Consider the following 16427-nt stretch of genomic DNA (forward strand, 5'->3'; position numbering starts at 1 on the left):
ATTCATTTTTCGTCTTGCGACGTTAAGAATCCATGTCACTTTGAGTGCCCACACAGATTGTCTGATAAATTGTTAAAGAGCAGTGCCGCTTCGCTTTTCGCAGCGGCGCGGGGTGTGCATATTACGCTTTCCCGCTTCAGAGTCAAGCGTTTATTTTCGCTTTTCTCTGCTGACCCGGCGGCTTGCGTGCCGTTGTTCCGTGTCAGTGGAGGCGCATTATAGGGAGTTATTCTGACGTGACAAGCACAAAATACAAAAAACTTTTCGTTCGCTCACTTTTCAAACTTAACGCTTATTTATGTCGCGAATCGCCCGTTAAATGTGCGATTTCCCGCGCAAAACTGGCCACCTGCGACCAGTCGGTATAAACCACTTCTTTACGCGTGTCGGTTTCTCCCCCCGTCATCTTCATAATGAGGCGGATCATAAAGCGGTCATACCAGCGGTAACGAGGGTAACGCAGCGCGCCAGCAAAGACGGCGCACAGATCCGGCTGCCACGGCGAGCTGAGTAAAAACTTGCGCGTGTAGCTGTTGGTCTGCGGCGTGCGCTTCTCGGCTTTACGCGCGACGAGATTGACCGAGTAGAACGCGCCGGGCAATGCGTTGAGCTTCGCCGTGTGCTTTTTCACAAAGCGATCCAGCGCCGGGTGGAAATGCCCATAGCGAATAGATGCGCCAATCACCACGCGATCGTAATCCTGCCAGGCAATCTGCTCCGCACGGTTCAGGTTTACCACATCCGAATAGATCCCCAGCTCTTTAAGTTCAGATGCCAGGTAAGCGGCAATCTCGCGCGTTTGCCCGTCTCGCGTGGAGAAAAGAATCAGTGTTTTCATCAACGGCTCCTTACTCGCGCCAGAATGTAGGGGTGAACAGCACCAACAGCGTAAAGACCTCAAGGCGGCCAAACAGCATATTGGCGATGAGGATCCATTTCGCGACCGGGTTCATACTGGCAAAGTTATCCGCCACCACGCCCAGGCCAGGCCCGAGGTTATTCAATGTTGCGACCACGGACGCAAAGGCGGAGAAATCATCGACTCCCGTCGCGATAATCGCCAGCATACTGACGATAAAGACCAGCGCATAGGCTGAGAAGAAACCCCATACCGCTTCGAGGATACGTTCCGGCAGCGCGCGGTTCCCCAGCTTAATGCTGTAGACCGCGTTCGGGTGGACCAGGCGCTTCAGCTCTCGGTTTCCCTGCTTAAACAGCAGCAAAATACGAATGACCTTCAGGCCCCCGCCCGTCGACCCCGCACAGCCCCCGATAAACGCAGAGCATAAAAGCAGCACCGGCAGGAACAGCGGCCAGCGCGCGATGCTGTCCGTGGTAAACCCGGCGGTCGTCGCCATCGACACCACCTGGAAGAAGGCCTGGTTTAGCGTCGTCAGCGCAGAGTTATAGACATCATGGAACCACAGCACCAGGGTACAGATGACAACCAGCGTCAGCTGGACGCCAATGAACATGCGGAACTCTGGGTCGCGCCAGTACACCTTCAGGCTGCGCCCGCTCAGTAAAGAGAAGTGCAGGCCGTAGTTACAGCCGGAGATCAGCAGGAAAATGGCAATAATGGTGTTAATGGTTGGGCTATCGAAGTAGCCGACGCTGGCATCGTGAGTGGAGAACCCACCAATCGCAATCGTCGCGAAGCTGTGTCCGATAGCGTCGAAAGCGGGCATCCCGGCGAACCACAGCGCCAGCGCACAGGCCACCGTCAGTAAGACATAGATAAGCCACAGGGTTTTCGCAGTCTCGGCAATACGCGGCCGCATCTTGTTGTCCTTCAGCGGCCCGGGCATTTCAGCGCGATAAAGCTGCATGCCGCCCACGCCCAGAATAGGCAGGATGGCCACCGCGAGGACGATGATCCCCATCCCCCCGAACCACTGCAGCATCTGGCGATAAAAGAGAATGGCGTGCGGGAGCGAATCCAGCCCCACCAGCGTCGTCGCTCCGGTCGTCGTTAAGCCGGAGAATGATTCAAAAAAGGCATCCGTGATGCTCAGGTTAGGCTGTTCCGCGAAGATAAACGGCAGCGAACCCACGCTCCCCAGCACCGTCCAGAACAGAACCACAATCAGAAATCCTTCGCGAGATTTCAGCTCACCTTTCTGACGACGATTCGGCCACCACAGCAGGGAGCCAATCGCCAGCGCGACAAAGAAGGTCTGGGTAAATGCCCGCCCCGCGCCGTCCCGGTAGATAAGCGCCACCAGTCCAGGGAGAATCATCGTCCCGGAAAAAAGTATGACCAGCAGTCCAACGATTCGGGTTATGGCACGAAAATGCATCTCTGCCGCTTCCTTTGGTATTCAAAAAGTGAGGTGGGGATTATTCTTCAATCGGCAGCAATTGCAACGAACCACGACTAAAATCAGCCAGTTTTGCTGAAAAAGCAGCCAGTTCCGCCAGTGGAAGCGCCACGCGTAATTGCACCATCGCCTGATATTCACTGTGCGCGATGACACCGTTAAACTGCCTCAGCAGCGCCTCGATGCCGGACAGCTGGGCGTAATCGCATAATAAAGTATATTCGGTAAGCGGCGTTTTGCGGGCAGTGACCAGCATATTAAGCGCCTGCTGCACGCCCCCGCCATAGGCTCTAACCAGCCCACCGGTCCCTAACAAAATGCCGCCGTAGTAGCGCACCACCACGGCGGTAATTTCGCCCACGCCGCTGCCCATCAGCTGCGAGAGCATGGGCTTACCGGCCGTGCCCGCCGGTTCACCGTCGTCGGAAAATCCAAGCTGCTGCGAATCGTCCGGCGGCCCTGCGACCCACGCCACGCAGTGGTGACGGGCGTCAGGATGCTCAGCCCGGACGGACTCAACGAACGCCTTTGCCGCCTCTACGCCGTCGGTGTGCGCCAGCAGCGTAATAAAGCGGCTTTTCTTGATTTCCTCAACAAAGGTGACCGGTTCAGCCGGTATCAGCCAGCTTTCCATCAGGCCAGCTTCAGGTCTCGCGTCATGTTCTCGATACCGTTCTCGTGAATCACGACGTTATCTTCGATGCGAATACCGCCAAACGGCTTCAGCGCGTCAATCTTTTCCCAGTTGAAGTGCTTGCTGAACTGGCCCTCACGCCACGGCGCCAGCAGGGATTCGATGAAGTAGATCCCCGGTTCAATCGTCAGCACCATACGCGGCTCCAGAATACGGGTGCAGCGCAGGTAAGGATATTTAGACGGTGCCGCCAGGTGCGTACCGGTATCATCCTGCATAAAGCCCGCGACGTCGTGAACCTGCAGGCCCAGCGGGTGACCAATGCCGTGCGGCATGAATGGCCCGGTCAGATCGTTCTCGACCATCGCCTCTTCGCTCATGTCTTTCACAATCTGATGCTTACGCAGCAGTTTGGCGATGCGCTGATGGAACTGGATGTGGTAATCCACATAGCTGGTTCCCGCCTTCATGGTGCCAATCAGCGCCAGCTGTTCATCGTTCACGTCTTTGATCAGCTGTGCGAAATCGGTATCCGCGTTAGCTGCCCAGGTACGGGTCAGATCGGCCGCGTAGCCGTTGTACTCGGCGCCCGCGTCAAGCAGGAAGCTGCGCATCTCAGACGGCACATGGTGATCCAGTTTGGTGTAATGCAGTACGGAAGCATGCTCGTTTAACGCAACAATATTGCTGTACGGCACGTCGGTATCGCGATGGCCGGTGGCGGTCAGGTACGCCTGGTTGATATCGAACTCGCTCATACCTGACTGGAACGCTTCATGCGCCGCACGGTGACCGTTCACCGCGGTCTTTTGCGCTTCACGCATGCAGTAAAGTTCGTAGTCGGTTTTATATGCGCGGTAGTAGTGGAGGAAATCCAGCACCCCTTTCGGGTTCAGCTTGTCTGCCGCAATATCCAGGCCTAATGCACGCTCCGGCACAGGGCCAATATAGGCGATGTTGCCACGCGCAGCAGGCAACTGGCCGCCAATGCCGTCCGCTTTAGGCAGCGCAATCACCTCAATCTCTTCCGTCCAGAAAGTGGTCGGCAGCGGTTCAACGTTGTGCCAGTAATCAACCGGCAGGTAGAACCACAGTTTCGGCTTGTTCACGCCATCCACCAGCAGCCAGCAGTTAGGAACCTGCGTCACCGGCACCCAGGCCTTAAACTGCGGGTTCACCTTAAACGGATAAGCGTGGTCATCCAGAAAGGTATTCATCAGCTCGCCGGAGTGGATCAGCAGCGCATCCAGCTTAAAGCGGGCCAGTACATCGCGGGTACGTTCCTGTAGGGTAACGATATGATTTTTATAAAGCGAAGCCAGTGAGTCCATCATTATTCCTTTGTTTTTTGACCTCAAGTCATCGCATCTTAGCACACCTCACTCCACCTGCGTGATTTCCACCGACCGTGATCAATGCAGCATTTTCTTAATGAGTAATTTGCATTTTATTAACATAAATCCCACACTCCGATTCATCTGGTATGACCAGATCCAATTGCTGGATTCAGGAGACTGACATGCTCTACAAAGGCGACACCCTGTACCTCAACTGGCTGGAAGATGGCATTGCCGAACTGGTGTTCGATGCCCCCGGCTCAGTGAACAAGCTCGATACCGCGACGGTGGCCAGTCTTGGCCAGGCGCTCGACGTTCTTGAAAAACAAACTGAATTGAAAGGGCTGCTGCTGCGCTCGAACAAAGCGGCCTTTATTGTCGGTGCTGATATCACCGAGTTCCTTTCGCTTTTCCTGGTTCCGGAAGAACAGCTGAGCCAGTGGCTACACTTTGCCAACAGCGTCTTTAATCGTCTGGAAGACCTGCCTGTTCCAACAATCTCTGCCGTAAACGGCTACGCGCTGGGCGGCGGCTGCGAATGCGTGCTGGCGACCGACTACCGTCTGGCGACGCCGGACCTGCGCATCGGCCTGCCGGAAACCAAGCTGGGCATCATGCCGGGCTTTGGCGGCTCCGTACGTATGCCGCGTATGCTGGGTGCCGACAGCGCGCTGGAAATCATCGCCGCGGGTAAAGATGTCGGCGCAGAACAGGCGCTGAAAATTGGCCTGGTCGACGGCGTTGTCAAACCCGAGAAGCTTGTTGAAGGCGCGCTCGCCATTCTGCGTCAGGCTGTTAACGGCGATCTCGACTGGAAAGCCAAACGCCAGCCGAAGCTGGAGCCGTTAAAACTCAGCAAAATTGAAGCCACCATGAGCTTCACCATCGCTAAAGGCATGGTGATGCAGACGGCGGGTAAGCACTACCCGGCCCCCATCACGGCGGTGAAAACCATTGAAGCGGCGGCCCGTCTCGGTCGCGATGAGGCGCTGAAGCTGGAAAACCAGAGCTTTGTCCCGCTGGCGCACACCAACGAAGCCCGCGCGCTGGTCGGTATCTTCCTCAACGATCAGTTCGTGAAAGGGAAAGCCAAACAGCTGACCAAAAACGTTGAGACCCCAAAATATGCGGCGGTCCTCGGCGCGGGCATTATGGGTGGCGGCATCGCCTACCAGTCGGCCTGGAAAGGCGTGCCGGTGGTAATGAAAGACATCAGCGAGAAATCCCTGACGCTGGGCATGACCGAAGCGGCCAAGCTGCTGAATAAACAGCTGGAACGCGGAAAAATTGACGGGCTGAAGCTGGCAGGCGTGATCTCCACCATTCAGCCGGTGCTGGAATACAGCGGTTTCGACCGTGTCGACGTGGTGGTTGAAGCCGTCGTCGAGAACCCGAAAGTCAAAAAAGCGGTGCTGGCGGAAACGGAAGACAAGGTTCGTCCGGATACCGTACTGGCCTCTAACACCTCCACCATTCCAATCAGCGAACTGGCGAGCGTGCTTAAGCGTCCGGAAAACTTCTGCGGGATGCACTTCTTCAACCCGGTACACCGTATGCCGCTGGTCGAAGTGATCCGTGGGGAAAAAACCTCCGACGAAACCATCGCGAAAGTGGTGGCATGGGCAAGCAAGATGGGCAAAACGCCGATCGTGGTTAACGACTGCCCGGGCTTCTTCGTCAACCGCGTGCTGTTCCCTTACTTCGCCGGTTTCAGCCAGCTGCTGCGCGACGGCGCGGACTTCCGCAAAATCGACAAAGTGATGGAAAAACAGTTCGGCTGGCCGATGGGTCCGGCGTATCTGCTGGATGTGGTCGGCATTGATACCGCTCATCACGCTCAGGCGGTAATGGCGGCAGGCTTCCCGCAGCGCATGCAGAAAGACTATCGCGACGCGATTGACGCGCTGTTCGAGGCTAACCGCTTCGGTCAGAAAAACGGCCTGGGCTTCTGGCGCTATAAAGAAGACAGCAAAGGCAAACCGAAGAAAGAAGAAGATGCGGCGGTGGATGGCCTGCTGGCCGCCGTCAGCCAGCCGAAGCGCGACTTCACCGACGATGAGATCGTCGCCCGCATGATGATTCCGATGATCAACGAAGTGGTACGTTGCCTCGAAGAGGGCATCATCGCCAGCCCGGCAGAAGCGGATATGGCGCTGGTCTATGGCCTGGGCTTCCCTCCGTTCCACGGTGGCGCGTTCCGCTGGCTGGACACGCTCGGCAGCGCCCGCTATCTCGATATGGCTCAGCAGTATCAGCACCTCGGCCCGCTTTATGAGGTGCCGGAAGGGCTGCGTAACAAAGCTCGCCATAACGAACCCTACTATCCAGCAGTTGAGCCAGCCCGTCCGGTTGGCGAGCTGAAAACGGCTTAAGGAGTCACAATGGAAAAGGTTGTCATTGTTGATGCGATTCGCACCCCGATGGGCCGTTCAAAAGGCGGTGCATTCCGTAACGTGCGTGCGGAAGATCTCTCCGCGCACCTGATGCGTAGCCTGCTGGCGCGTAACCCGGCGCTGGATCCTGCTGCGCTGGACGATATCTACTGGGGCTGCGTGCAGCAGACCCTGGAGCAGGGCTTCAACATCGCCCGTAACGCGTCGCTGCTGGCGGAGATCCCGCATTCGGTTCCGGCCGTCACCGTTAACCGCCTGTGCGGTTCGTCAATGCAGGCGCTGCACGACGCGGCCCGCATGATCATGACCGGCGATGCGCAGGCCTGCCTGGTGGGTGGCGTTGAGCACATGGGCCACGTGCCGATGAGCCACGGGGTCGACTTCCACCCGGGTATGAGCCGTAACGTGGCGAAAGCCGCAGGCATGATGGGTCTGACCGCCGAGATGCTCTCCCGCCTGCACGGCATCAGCCGCGAAATGCAGGATGCCTTTGCCGCGCGCTCTCACGCTCGCGCATGGGCAGCGACGCAGTCTGGTGCCTTTAAGAATGAGATCATCCCGACCGGCGGTCACGACGCAGACGGCGTTCTGAAGCAGTTCAGCTACGACGAAGTCATCCGTCCGGAGACCACCGTCGAAGCGCTTTCTACCCTGCGCCCTGCGTTTGATCCGGTCACCGGTACGGTCACGGCAGGAACCTCGTCGGCGCTGTCCGACGGTGCCGCCGCGATGCTGGTGATGAGCGAAAGCCGCGCCCGCGAGCTGGGGTTAACCCCGCGCGCTCGGGTACGTTCCATGGCGGTCGTGGGCTGCGATCCCTCAATCATGGGTTACGGCCCGGTTCCGGCCTCGAAGCTGGCGCTGAAAAAAGCGGGGTTAACTGCCAGCGACATCGATCTCTTTGAGATGAACGAAGCGTTCGCCGCACAGATCCTGCCGTGCATTAAAGATCTGGGACTGATGGAGCAGATCGACGAGAAGATTAACCTCAACGGCGGCGCGATCGCCCTCGGTCACCCGCTGGGCTGCTCAGGGGCGCGTATCAGCACGACGCTGATTAACCTGATGGAACGCAAAGATGCCCAGTTTGGTCTGGCAACGATGTGTATCGGGCTGGGTCAGGGTATCGCGACGGTGTTTGAGAGAGTGTAAGGCTATAAAGTAGGCCCGATAAGCATCGCGCCATCGGGCTTTTGCCGGGAGGCGCTGCGCTTTCCCGGCCTACGAGAGGCATCTCACCGCCACTGGCTTCACTGGCGAAGAGAAAGAGTTTAGTTGCCGTTCTTCCCGCCTGTCAGGGGCGGGTTTTTTATTTAAATGAAGGCAAACGCATCGCCGAACAGGCGATCTTCACGCGCGTCACGTTCGTTACAGAACAGGTCGCGGGCAATTTTCGCCATCTCGAAACGGCCAGCGATATAGATATCGTGTCCTGCCAGCGTACCGTGATCCTGCAGCACCGCCGTCAGCACCGTCCCGCTACGACCGCGCCAGCCCTCTTCCGGCTGCTCAACCACCGGCTCAATGCGCAGGTTAGGATGAGTCACGCTCAGCGCTTCCAGCTCAGAGAGATCGTACAGATGTTTCTCCTCGCGGCCACCCCAGTAGATCGTGATATCACGGTCCGGGTTACGCGCCAGAGCGGTCAACAGAATGGAGCGCACGTAAGAGAAGCCCGTACCGCCCGCGATCAGGATCAGCGGACGGTCTTCGTCATCGCGCAGCCACGCGTCACCGTGTGGAATATCCACCACGATCTCACGTTCTTTCAGAATGCGGTCCATGACGGCCATCGCATACAGGTTAAGCTCTGACGCACCAATATGAAGCTCAATAAATTCCTGCTCCGCTGGCGTTGAGGCCATAGAGAAAGGACGCTTATCACGCTCATCCATCACAACCATCAGGTACTGACCCGCGCGGAAAGAGAATGGCGCTTCTGGCACTAAACGGACGCGATATACGGTGTCGGTGATGGCATCTACCGAGGTCACTTTACAGCTTAAGGTTGTCATTCGCTCTCTCTGTCGGGAAGTCTATAGGGCTTAACGGTCAGCTCAGGGTTTACCGTTATTCATTATGGCCAGCTCGTCCCAGATCGCGTCAATTCGCGCGGTCACGGCAGGATCTTTTTTGATCGGGCGACCCCATTCACGGTCGGTTTCGCCAGGCCATTTATTTGTGGCATCCAGTCCCATCTTTGAGCCAAGACCGGAAACCGGCGAGGCAAAATCCAGGTAATCTATCGGCGTGTTTTCGACTAACACCGTATCGCGCGCCGGATCCATTCGCGTGGTAATGGCCCAGATGACGTCATTCCAGTCGCGGGCGTTAACGTCATCATCGCAGACAATCACAAATTTGGTATACATAAACTGGCGCAGGAAAGACCATACGCCCATCATTACGCGTTTAGCATGACCGGGATACTGCTTCTTCATCGTGACGACCGCCATGCGATACGAGCATCCCTCAGGCGGCAGATAAAAATCAACAATTTCCGGGAACTGCTTTTGCAGGATCGGCACGAACACTTCGTTCAGCGCCACGCCCAGCACCGCGGGTTCGTCCGGTGGACGCCCGGTATAGGTGGAGTGATAAATCGCATCTTCACGCTGCGTAATGTGCGTCACGGTAAACACCGGGAAATGATCCACTTCGTTATAATAGCCGGTGTGGTCGCCATAAGGGCCTTCTGGCGCCATCTCACCCTGCTCAAGATAACCTTCCAGCACAATTTCTGCACTTGCCGGAACTTCGAGATCGTTAGAGATACACTTCACCACTTCGGTCTTCGTGCCGCGCAGCAGGCCTGCAAAGGCATATTCCGAAAGCGTATCCGGTACGGGCGTGACGGCCCCCAGAATGGTGGCCGGATCGGCGCCTAAGGCGACAGACACCGGGAAACGTTCACCCGGATGCGCAGCGCACCACTCCTGGAAATCCAGCGCGCCGCCGCGATGCGACAGCCAGCGCATGATGAGTTTATTCTTGCCAATCAGCTGCTGGCGGTAAATGCCGAGGTTTTGACGCTCTTTGTGCGGACCGCGCGTGACGGTCAGCCCCCAGGTGATCAGCGGCGCGGCATCTTCCGGCCAGCACTGCATGATAGGGATTTTGGTGAGATCGACCGCATCACCTTCCAGCACTTTCTGCTGGCACGGCGCGCCGCGCAGGCGTTTGGTGGGCATGTTCAGCACCTGCTTAAACTGCGGCAGTTTGTCGAACAGATCGCGGAAGCCTTTCGGCGGCTCCGGCTCTTTCAGAAACGCCAGCAGCTTACCGACTTCACGCAGCGCCGTGACGTCTTCCTGCCCCATCCCCAGCGCAACACGACGCGGTGTACCAAACAGGTTGCACAGCACCGGCATGGAATAACCTTTCGGGTTTTCAAACAGTAACGCGGGGCCACCGGCACGCAGGGTGCGGTCAGCAATTTCTGTCATCTCCAGATAAGGATCAACAGGAAGTGTAATACGTTTGAGTTCATCCTGCTTTTCCAGCAGCGTCAGGAAGTCGCGGAGATCGTGGTATTTCATGCAGTTAATCATGGCCTCTCTGTAAGCGCTTCATTATACGGCGTAAGCCTGCTTGATGCTGTAATTTTGTTAAATAAGCGTGAACTTATGCGTTCTGTTCCATTTTCCCCCATTATAATCAACTTAGCGATCCCGCCAGGGTTTTGATATGCTTGCGCCCCGAACAAAGGGAAAGAGTGATTATGCAGGCCTGGTATTTACTGTATTGCAAACGCGGGCAACTTCAGCGCGCGCAGGAACATCTTGAACGTCAGTCTGTCAATTGCCTGACGCCCGTGATCACGCTTGAAAAAATGCAGCGCGGGAAGCGCACAACCGTCAGCGAGCCGCTGTTCCCGAACTACCTGTTCGTCGAGTTCGACCCGGAAGTCATCCACACCACCACCATCAGCGCAACCCGTGGCGTCAGCCACTTCGTGCGTTTTGGCGCTCACCCGGCAATGGTTCCGTCGACGGTTATTCATCAGCTGTCGATTTATCAACAGCCTGAGGGGATCACCGACCCCGAAACCCCGTACACAGGTGATAGCGTCGTGATTACCGAAGGCGCGTTCGAAGGCCTGCAGGCGATTTTTGCCGAACCGGACGGGGAAGCGCGCTCTATGCTGTTGCTTAATCTGCTGAACAAGCAGGTGCTGCAGAGCGTGAAAAACACCGACTTCCGCAAGCTTTAAACGCTTATCCCGAACAGATTCCGCACGTTGTCATCCGTCTGCGCGGAAAGCCAGTGCGGATCGTCTCCGCGCCACTTCGCGACGCTCTCTACAATGTGCCCCAGATAAGCGGGTTCATTGCGTCGCGATGCCGGTTTAGGTTTCATATCGCGCGGCAGCAGATAGGGCGCATCCGTTTCAAGGAGCAACCGGTCAGCCGGGATTACCGGCAACAGCGCCCGAAGTTCAAGTCCCCGGCGTTCATCGCAAACCCAGCCGGTAATTCCCAGATAGAGCCCACGCTCCAGACATTCCAGCGCTTCCTGCCGTGAACCCGTGAAGCAGTGCAGTACCGCGCCGGGCAGTTTATCGAGCCATGGATCCAGAAGGGCCAGAAAACGCGCATGCGCGTCGCGGCAGTGCATAAACACCGGCATTCCAAGCTCTGCCGCCAGCGCAAGCTGGGCAGTGAATGCCTTCTCCTGCTCTTCAGGCGTGGAAAAGTTACGGTTGAAATCGAGACCGCATTCGCCAATCGCCAACACCTCTGCTGTTTTCGCCAGGCTGTAGAGGGTGTCGCCACTTTCCGCGGTCCACTGGCTGCTGTCGTGAGGATGGACGCCAGCGGTAGACCAACAGCGATCGTAGCGTTGCGCCAGAAGCAGCGCCTGCTCGCTCTCATGCAGGTTGGTGCCTGTCAGCAGCAGCCCTTTCACCCCGGCGGCAAATGCGCGCGCAACCACCTCATCGCGATCTTTTGCAAACTGCGAGCTGGTCAGGTTGAGTCCGATATCAAACATGCAAATCCCCATGTAACAACCGCCCTGACGGGCGGCTGGTTTTACTCTTCAGTAGTCTTGTCAGACGTATCGTCTTCGTCATCCGTCCGACGTCCCTTACCCACGTAGAAACGGGAGAAGAAGACCCCGACCTCAAACAGACAGTACATCGGTATGGCCAGCAGCGTCTGGGAGAACACATCCGGTGGTGTCAGCAGCATGCCGACGACGAACGCGCCGACCAGGATATACGGACGCTTCTTGCGCAGGTCATCCGGTGTCGTTACCCCAACCCAACAAAGCAGCACAATGGCCACCGGCACTTCGAATGCCACGCCAAAGGCCATAAACAGCGCCATCACAAAGCTGAGGTAGCTGGCGATATCCGTCGATACCTGGACCCCTTCCGGCGCGGTATGCGTCAGGAAGCCGAAGGCCAGCGGGAAGACAACGAAATAGGCAAACGCCATGCCGATGTAGAACAGCAGCGAGCTGGACACCAGCAGCGGGATCACCAGCTTGCGTTCATGCTTATACAGCGCTGGCGCGACAAACGCCCACACCTGGTAAAGAATGACCGGAGCAGAAGCAATCAGCGACACCCAGAAGGTGAGCTTGATAGGGGTAAAGAACGGAGAAGCAACGTCTGTTGCAATCATCGTTGCGCCCAGCGGCATCTGTTTGATCAGCGGCGCAGAGACCACCTGATAAATATCGTTGGCGAAGTAGACCAGGCACAGGAATATGAGTAAAACCGCAATAATGCAGTTTAACAGGCGCTTACGCAGCTCAATGAGGTGCGCAATCAGCGGTTGAGTATCATCTACTGCCATGTTTACGCTTTATCACTCGATGAGGGGGATGATTCGGATACGGGCGCAACGGGCTTCACATCCGCCGTTTTTGCCGCCGGCTCTTCCGGCTGCGCCTGTTTTTTCACGTCGGTTTCCTGCGGCGTCTGTTCTGGCGCGGCAGCCTGATGTTCAGCACTGGCTGGCGTGACGCCCTCGCGCTGCGCCTCGCTGCCCTTCACCACTGGGTTATGAATGGTGTTCGCGTCATCGCTCGCTTTTTCAGGATCGTTAACGCTATAGGAGCGCTTCATCGATTCCGCCGCTTCGCGCAGCTCGTCCATTGACGCTTTCAGTTCCGGCGTCAGGTTTTCCATGCTCGCCTTCTCAACCTTTTTCAGGCTTTCCTGAAATTCCTGCAACTTCAACTCCTGCGCCAGTTCATTCTGAACGGTCGATGCCAGCGATCTCAGCGCACGGACCCAGCCCGCAACGGTTTTCACTGCCACCGGCAGACGCTGCGGCCCCAGCACAATCAGGCCAATCACAAAGACCAGCAGAAGCTCACTAAAACCAATGTCGAACACGACTTACACCTGCTCTTTATCGTGGCGTTTAGCGTCTTCCTTTTTGGCTTCTTCCTGCTTGTCGGCGATGGATTTAGCAGTAAAATCAGCGTCCTGGCTGGTTTTATCCTGCTTGCTCTCATCATCGCTCATCGCTTTCTTGAAGCCTTTGATAGACGCGCCCAGATCGGAACCAATAGAACCGAGCTTTTTGGTGCCAAACAGCAGCACGACGATGACGGCAATGATCAACAATTGCCAGATACTGATACCACCCATACATGTTCCTCAGGGATAGATGATTAATGAGTCAGGCCGCATTATACGTTTGCGACCCGTCGATAGCGACGCACGCTCAGCGCGTTTTTCGCCAGCCGGCAAGCCAGACTACCACCCCGCCAGCCATCAGCCAGGCAGGCATCAGCTGCCAGTCCGGGCGGTTGATCAGCAGCAGCGTACCGCTCAGCAGCAGCGTTGCACCAATCCCAAAGAGATAGCGTGACTGGCCCTGACGAACACGGCTGGACTGAAGTTCGCGGGCGATTTTATCCATACTGTGCTGAAGGTTCTTGCTCTGACGCAAACTGTCATAAACCAGTTCAGGAATCTCAGGCATTTTTTCTATCCAGAACGGGCCTTTCTCTTTCAGAGAGCGCACCAGCGCCGGAATGCCAACCTGATCCTTAATCCAGGATTCAAGGAACGGTTTCGCGGTCTTCCACAAGTCTAACTGAGGATAGAGCTGTCGGCCTACACCTTCAACGTAAAGTAATGTTTTCTGAAGTAAAACTAGCTGCGGCTGAACTTCCATATTAAAGCGGCGAGCGGTATTAAACAGGTTTAACAGCACGTGCCCAAAGGAGATTTCAGCCAGCGGCTTTTCAAAAATCGGTTCACAAACGGTTCGGATGGCGAACTCGAACTCTTCGACATTGGTGTCCGGCGGCACCCAGCCGGAATCGACGTGCAGCTCGGCCACCTTACGGTAGTCGCGGTTGAAGAACGCGATGAAGTTCTCCGCCAGATAGCGTTTATCTTCTTTGTTCAGCGACCCCACAATCCCGCAGTCGATACCGATATACTTTGGGTCCTCAGGGTGTTCGTAGCTCACGAAGATATTGCCCGGATGCATGTCCGCATGGAAAAAGCTGTCGCGGAACACCTGGGTAAAGAAGACCTGTACGCCGCGCTCGGCCAACAGCTTCATGTTCGTACCCTGTTTCTCCAGGGCCGCCACATCCGAAACCGGAATACCGTAGATACGCTCCATCACCATCATGTTCTGGCTGCAGTAGTCAGAATAGACTTCAGGGACATAGAGCATCGGGCTGTTTTCAAAGTTGCGGCGCAGCTGAATAGCGTTGGCCGATTCACGCAGCAGGTTAAGCTCATCAATCAGCGTTTTTTCATATTCCCGCACGACTTCCATTGGACGCAGACGACGCCCGTCCGGCAGCAAACGCGGTACCCAGCGCGCCAGACGATAAATCAGCTTCATGTCCGCTTTGATGATCGGCAGGATGTCCGGACGAATGACCTTAATCACCACTTCTTTGCCGTTTTCTTTCAAACGCGCGGTGTGTACCTGTGCGATAGAGGCCGATGCCAGTGGCTTAATGTCGAAATCGTCAAACCAGGTCTCGACGGGGACATTTCCCATCGCCTCTTCTATTTGCTTTTTCGCGCGCGCGCCGTCAAAGGGTGCGACGCGATCCTGCAGCATCGCAAGCTCGTCGGCAATCAGCGGCGGAAAGAGATCGCGGCGGGTCGACAGCATCTGTCCAAATTTGATCCACACCGGGCCGAGCTCCTGCAGCGCCAGGCGCAGACGCTCTCCCAGCGGTTGACCTTTATGGCGATTGGGCATCCAGAACAGCATCCGCCGCCAGATACGAAGCGGCAGCGTGATACGCATTTTGGGGATAAGCTCGTCGAGCCCGTAGCTCAAAAAGGTGCGAATAATGAAATAGAGGCGCCGAATTTCACCAGGCGTCATTTGCCCTCCAGTTTTTCCAGCCGTTTGGTTAACGCATCAACCGCACGCTCAACAGCAGCGGTTTCTTCCGCAAACCATGCAACCTCCAGTGGCCCGGGCGCCATTCGCCACTCCTCAGTCAGCACTTCCGCCGCATAGCGTTGCTGACGTTGGAGGCTTTTACGCGCAAAGGACGCGCCACCATGAAGGACTTTCCCGATGCCTTCCGCGGCAATGTCGCCGATAAAAGGCGCGAGCAGCTCCGCCGGATCAAACTCCGCCAGATCGGTCAGCGCAACAAAGTTCTGCACGACCTGAATGTCGCCTTCCACTTCCAGCTCACCGCTGCGGATAAGCGCCGTTAGTTGCTGGCGATCGCGCAGTTTTGGCAGCACGCGCATATGGGTGATGACCGAGCAGTCGGCTTCGCCTTCCCACGCCCCCAGAACGTCAAGCTGACGTTCGCTGAAGACCAGCACAAGCGGCATTGAGAACTCTTTTAAAACAATGCGTAATACCTTCCCGTTGAGCCGCTGGCGTGCAGCTTTCAGCGCCGGAGCGCGATACAGAAAAGCGTTCAGTACATTCTCGATGCCTGCGGAGACTAAGGGTTTAAAGGGCACGAGACACCTCCACTCAGAATTTGTAACCGCGATGCAGCGCGACGACACCTGCCGTCAGGTTGAAATATTCAACGTTCTCAAATTCCGCATCCTGCATCATGGCTTTTAATGTGTCCTGATCCGGGTGCATACGGATGGATTCGGCCAGATAGCGGTAGCTTTCAGCGTCGTTAGCCACCAGCTCACCGATGCGCGGCAGCACGTGGAAGGAATAGGCGTCGTAGGCTTTGCTCAGCGGCTCAACGATCGGTTTAGAGAATTCGAGCACCAGCAGACGTCCACCCGGCTTCAGCACGCGGTACATTGAGCGGAGCGCTTTTTCTTTATCGGTCACGTTACGCAGGCCGAAGGAGATCGTGATGCAGTCGAAGGTATTGTCCGGGAACGGCAGCGCTTCGGCGTTTGCCTGCACATATTCCACATTCCCTACCACGCCGATGTTACGCAGCTTTTCGCGTCCCATCTTCAGCATAGAGTCATTGATATCGGCGAGAACAACACGACCGGTTTCGCCCACCAGACGGGAGAATTTCGCGGTTAAGTCGCCCGTACCGCCGGCTAAATCCAGCACCGTTTGACCACGACGTACGCCACTACAGTCAATGGTGAAGCGCTTCCACAAGCGATGAATGCCGAACGACATCAGGTCATTCATCACATCGTACTTCGCCGCCACGGAATGAAATACGTGGGCCACCATGTCAGCTTTCTGCGCTTTGGCGACAGTCTGAAAGCCAAAGTGCGTTGTGTCTTGTGAATCGTCAGCCATCTTAGAGCCTGCTTATCAGTAAAATGTTCGTGAAGTGTAACAGATTG

The 16427-nt window shown here is 56.4% G+C and carries 17 protein-coding genes; 4 read left to right on the plus strand and 13 right to left on the minus strand.

What is annotated here, in order from left to right; all coding sequences use genetic code 11:
• A partial coding sequence (locus ACMWKK_RS19235) for a hypothetical protein (RefSeq protein ID WP_406542915.1) occupies positions 1-222 on the plus strand: 222 nt, incomplete at its 5' end.
• A gap of 70 nt (positions 223-292) precedes the next feature.
• Here ACMWKK_RS19235 and hemG read toward each other — a convergent pair.
• Genes hemG through pepQ form a run of 4 tightly spaced genes read right to left on the minus strand, consistent with a single transcriptional unit; the run spans position 293 to position 4286 of the window.
• On the minus strand, positions 293-838 hold the full coding sequence (gene hemG / locus ACMWKK_RS19240) for a menaquinone-dependent protoporphyrinogen IX dehydrogenase (RefSeq protein ID WP_045330210.1): 546 nt from the start codon (positions 836-838) through the stop codon (positions 293-295).
• Positions 839-848: 10 nt separating this feature from the next.
• On the minus strand, positions 849-2300 hold the full coding sequence (gene trkH / locus ACMWKK_RS19245) for a Trk system potassium transporter TrkH (protein WP_032644767.1): 1452 nt from the start codon (positions 2298-2300) through the stop codon (positions 849-851).
• A 40-nt stretch (positions 2301-2340) separates the two neighbouring features.
• The gene (locus ACMWKK_RS19250; RefSeq protein WP_112781707.1) at positions 2341-2955 is read right to left on the minus strand and encodes an IMPACT family protein; all 615 of its coding nucleotides are present in this window, start codon (positions 2953-2955) and stop codon (positions 2341-2343) included.
• Positions 2955-4286 (minus strand): Xaa-Pro dipeptidase, encoded by a 1332-nt coding sequence (gene pepQ / locus ACMWKK_RS19255; protein WP_047716467.1) that lies wholly within the window; start codon positions 4284-4286, stop codon positions 2955-2957. Before pepQ ends, ACMWKK_RS19250 begins: the two co-directional genes overlap by 1 nt.
• 188 nt (positions 4287-4474) lie before the next feature.
• Here pepQ and fadB point away from each other — a divergent pair, with 188 nt between their 5' ends.
• A complete protein-coding gene (gene fadB, locus ACMWKK_RS19260; protein WP_112781706.1) occupies positions 4475-6664 on the plus strand; it encodes a fatty acid oxidation complex subunit alpha FadB in 2190 nt (729 codons plus the stop codon).
• A 9-nt stretch (positions 6665-6673) separates the two neighbouring features.
• Entirely contained in the window at positions 6674-7837 is a 1164-nt protein-coding gene (gene fadA / locus ACMWKK_RS19265) for an acetyl-CoA C-acyltransferase FadA (RefSeq protein ID WP_008501515.1), read from the plus strand.
• 161 nt (positions 7838-7998) lie between these two features.
• Here the strand turns inward: fadA and fre are convergent, their stop codons facing one another.
• On the minus strand, positions 7999-8700 hold the full coding sequence (fre, locus tag ACMWKK_RS19270; RefSeq protein ID WP_008501516.1) for an NAD(P)H-flavin reductase: 702 nt from the start codon (positions 8698-8700) through the stop codon (positions 7999-8001).
• 42 nt (positions 8701-8742) lie between these two features.
• A complete protein-coding gene (gene ubiD, locus ACMWKK_RS19275) occupies positions 8743-10233 on the minus strand; it encodes a 4-hydroxy-3-polyprenylbenzoate decarboxylase (RefSeq protein ID WP_181663682.1) in 1491 nt (496 codons plus the stop codon).
• Between the two features lie 173 nt (positions 10234-10406).
• Between ubiD and rfaH the strand changes: the two genes are divergently transcribed.
• Complete coding sequence (rfaH, locus tag ACMWKK_RS19280; RefSeq protein ID WP_032644774.1) at positions 10407-10898, plus strand: transcription/translation regulatory transformer protein RfaH; 492 nt, start codon at positions 10407-10409, stop codon at positions 10896-10898.
• Here the strand turns inward: rfaH and tatD are convergent.
• From tatD to ubiE, 7 genes are all read right to left on the minus strand, one after another.
• Positions 10895-11677, minus strand: coding sequence for a 3'-5' ssDNA/RNA exonuclease TatD (gene tatD, locus ACMWKK_RS19285; RefSeq protein WP_112781705.1), 783 nt, complete (start codon positions 11675-11677; stop codon positions 10895-10897). The genes rfaH and tatD overlap by 4 nt on opposite strands.
• 41 nt (positions 11678-11718) lie before the next feature.
• Positions 11719-12489: a Sec-independent protein translocase subunit TatC gene (tatC, locus tag ACMWKK_RS19290; RefSeq protein WP_045330224.1), complete on the minus strand. Its 771-nt coding sequence runs from the start codon at positions 12487-12489 to the stop codon at positions 11719-11721.
• A 2-nt stretch (positions 12490-12491) separates the two neighbouring features.
• Positions 12492-13034: a Sec-independent protein translocase protein TatB gene (gene tatB, locus ACMWKK_RS19295; protein ID WP_112781704.1), complete on the minus strand. Its 543-nt coding sequence runs from the start codon at positions 13032-13034 to the stop codon at positions 12492-12494.
• A 3-nt stretch (positions 13035-13037) separates the two neighbouring features.
• Entirely contained in the window at positions 13038-13292 is a 255-nt protein-coding gene (gene tatA / locus ACMWKK_RS19300; protein ID WP_024908000.1) for a Sec-independent protein translocase subunit TatA, read from the minus strand.
• 76 nt (positions 13293-13368) lie between these two features.
• Positions 13369-15009 (minus strand): ubiquinone biosynthesis regulatory protein kinase UbiB, encoded by a 1641-nt coding sequence (gene ubiB, locus ACMWKK_RS19305; RefSeq protein ID WP_045330231.1) that lies wholly within the window; start codon positions 15007-15009, stop codon positions 13369-13371.
• On the minus strand, positions 15006-15611 hold the full coding sequence (ubiJ, locus tag ACMWKK_RS19310) for a ubiquinone biosynthesis protein UbiJ (protein ID WP_112781703.1): 606 nt from the start codon (positions 15609-15611) through the stop codon (positions 15006-15008). Before ubiJ ends, ubiB begins: the two co-directional genes overlap by 4 nt.
• Positions 15612-15624: 13 nt before the next feature.
• The gene (gene ubiE / locus ACMWKK_RS19315; protein WP_045330237.1) at positions 15625-16380 is read right to left on the minus strand and encodes a bifunctional demethylmenaquinone methyltransferase/2-methoxy-6-polyprenyl-1,4-benzoquinol methylase UbiE; all 756 of its coding nucleotides are present in this window, start codon (positions 16378-16380) and stop codon (positions 15625-15627) included.
• Between the last annotated feature and the right edge of the window lie 47 nt (positions 16381-16427).

This window comes from Enterobacter sp. 01-M-03-SI-ECC, from assembly GCF_047530215.1.
Taxonomy (GTDB): Bacteria; Pseudomonadota; Gammaproteobacteria; order Enterobacterales; family Enterobacteriaceae; genus Enterobacter; species Enterobacter chengduensis.

What these genes read in the sequence shown, in the direction of transcription:
- hemG (WP_045330210.1), bottom strand. Translation starts at nt 838, where the DNA reads ATGAAAACACTGATTCTTTTCTCCACGCGAGACGGGCAAACGCGCGAG.
- trkH (WP_032644767.1), bottom strand. Translation starts at nt 2,300, where the DNA reads ATGCATTTTCGTGCCATAACCCGAATCGTTGGACTGCTGGTCATACTT.
- ACMWKK_RS19250 (WP_112781707.1), bottom strand. Translation starts at nt 2,955, where the DNA reads ATGGAAAGCTGGCTGATACCGGCTGAACCGGTCACCTTTGTTGAGGAA.
- pepQ (WP_047716467.1), bottom strand. Translation starts at nt 4,286, where the DNA reads ATGGACTCACTGGCTTCGCTTTATAAAAATCATATCGTTACCCTACAG.
- fadB (WP_112781706.1), top strand. Translation starts at nt 4,475, where the DNA reads ATGCTCTACAAAGGCGACACCCTGTACCTCAACTGGCTGGAAGATGGC.
- fadA (WP_008501515.1), top strand. Translation starts at nt 6,674, where the DNA reads ATGGAAAAGGTTGTCATTGTTGATGCGATTCGCACCCCGATGGGCCGT.
- fre (WP_008501516.1), bottom strand. Translation starts at nt 8,700, where the DNA reads ATGACAACCTTAAGCTGTAAAGTGACCTCGGTAGATGCCATCACCGAC.
- rfaH (WP_032644774.1), top strand. Translation starts at nt 10,407, where the DNA reads ATGCAGGCCTGGTATTTACTGTATTGCAAACGCGGGCAACTTCAGCGC.
- tatD (WP_112781705.1), bottom strand. Translation starts at nt 11,677, where the DNA reads ATGTTTGATATCGGACTCAACCTGACCAGCTCGCAGTTTGCAAAAGAT.
- tatC (WP_045330224.1), bottom strand. Translation starts at nt 12,489, where the DNA reads ATGGCAGTAGATGATACTCAACCGCTGATTGCGCACCTCATTGAGCTG.
- tatA (WP_024908000.1), bottom strand. Translation starts at nt 13,292, where the DNA reads ATGGGTGGTATCAGTATCTGGCAATTGTTGATCATTGCCGTCATCGTC.
- ubiB (WP_045330231.1), bottom strand. Translation starts at nt 15,009, where the DNA reads ATGACGCCTGGTGAAATTCGGCGCCTCTATTTCATTATTCGCACCTTT.
- ubiE (WP_045330237.1), bottom strand. Translation starts at nt 16,380, where the DNA reads ATGGCTGACGATTCACAAGACACAACGCACTTTGGCTTTCAGACTGTC.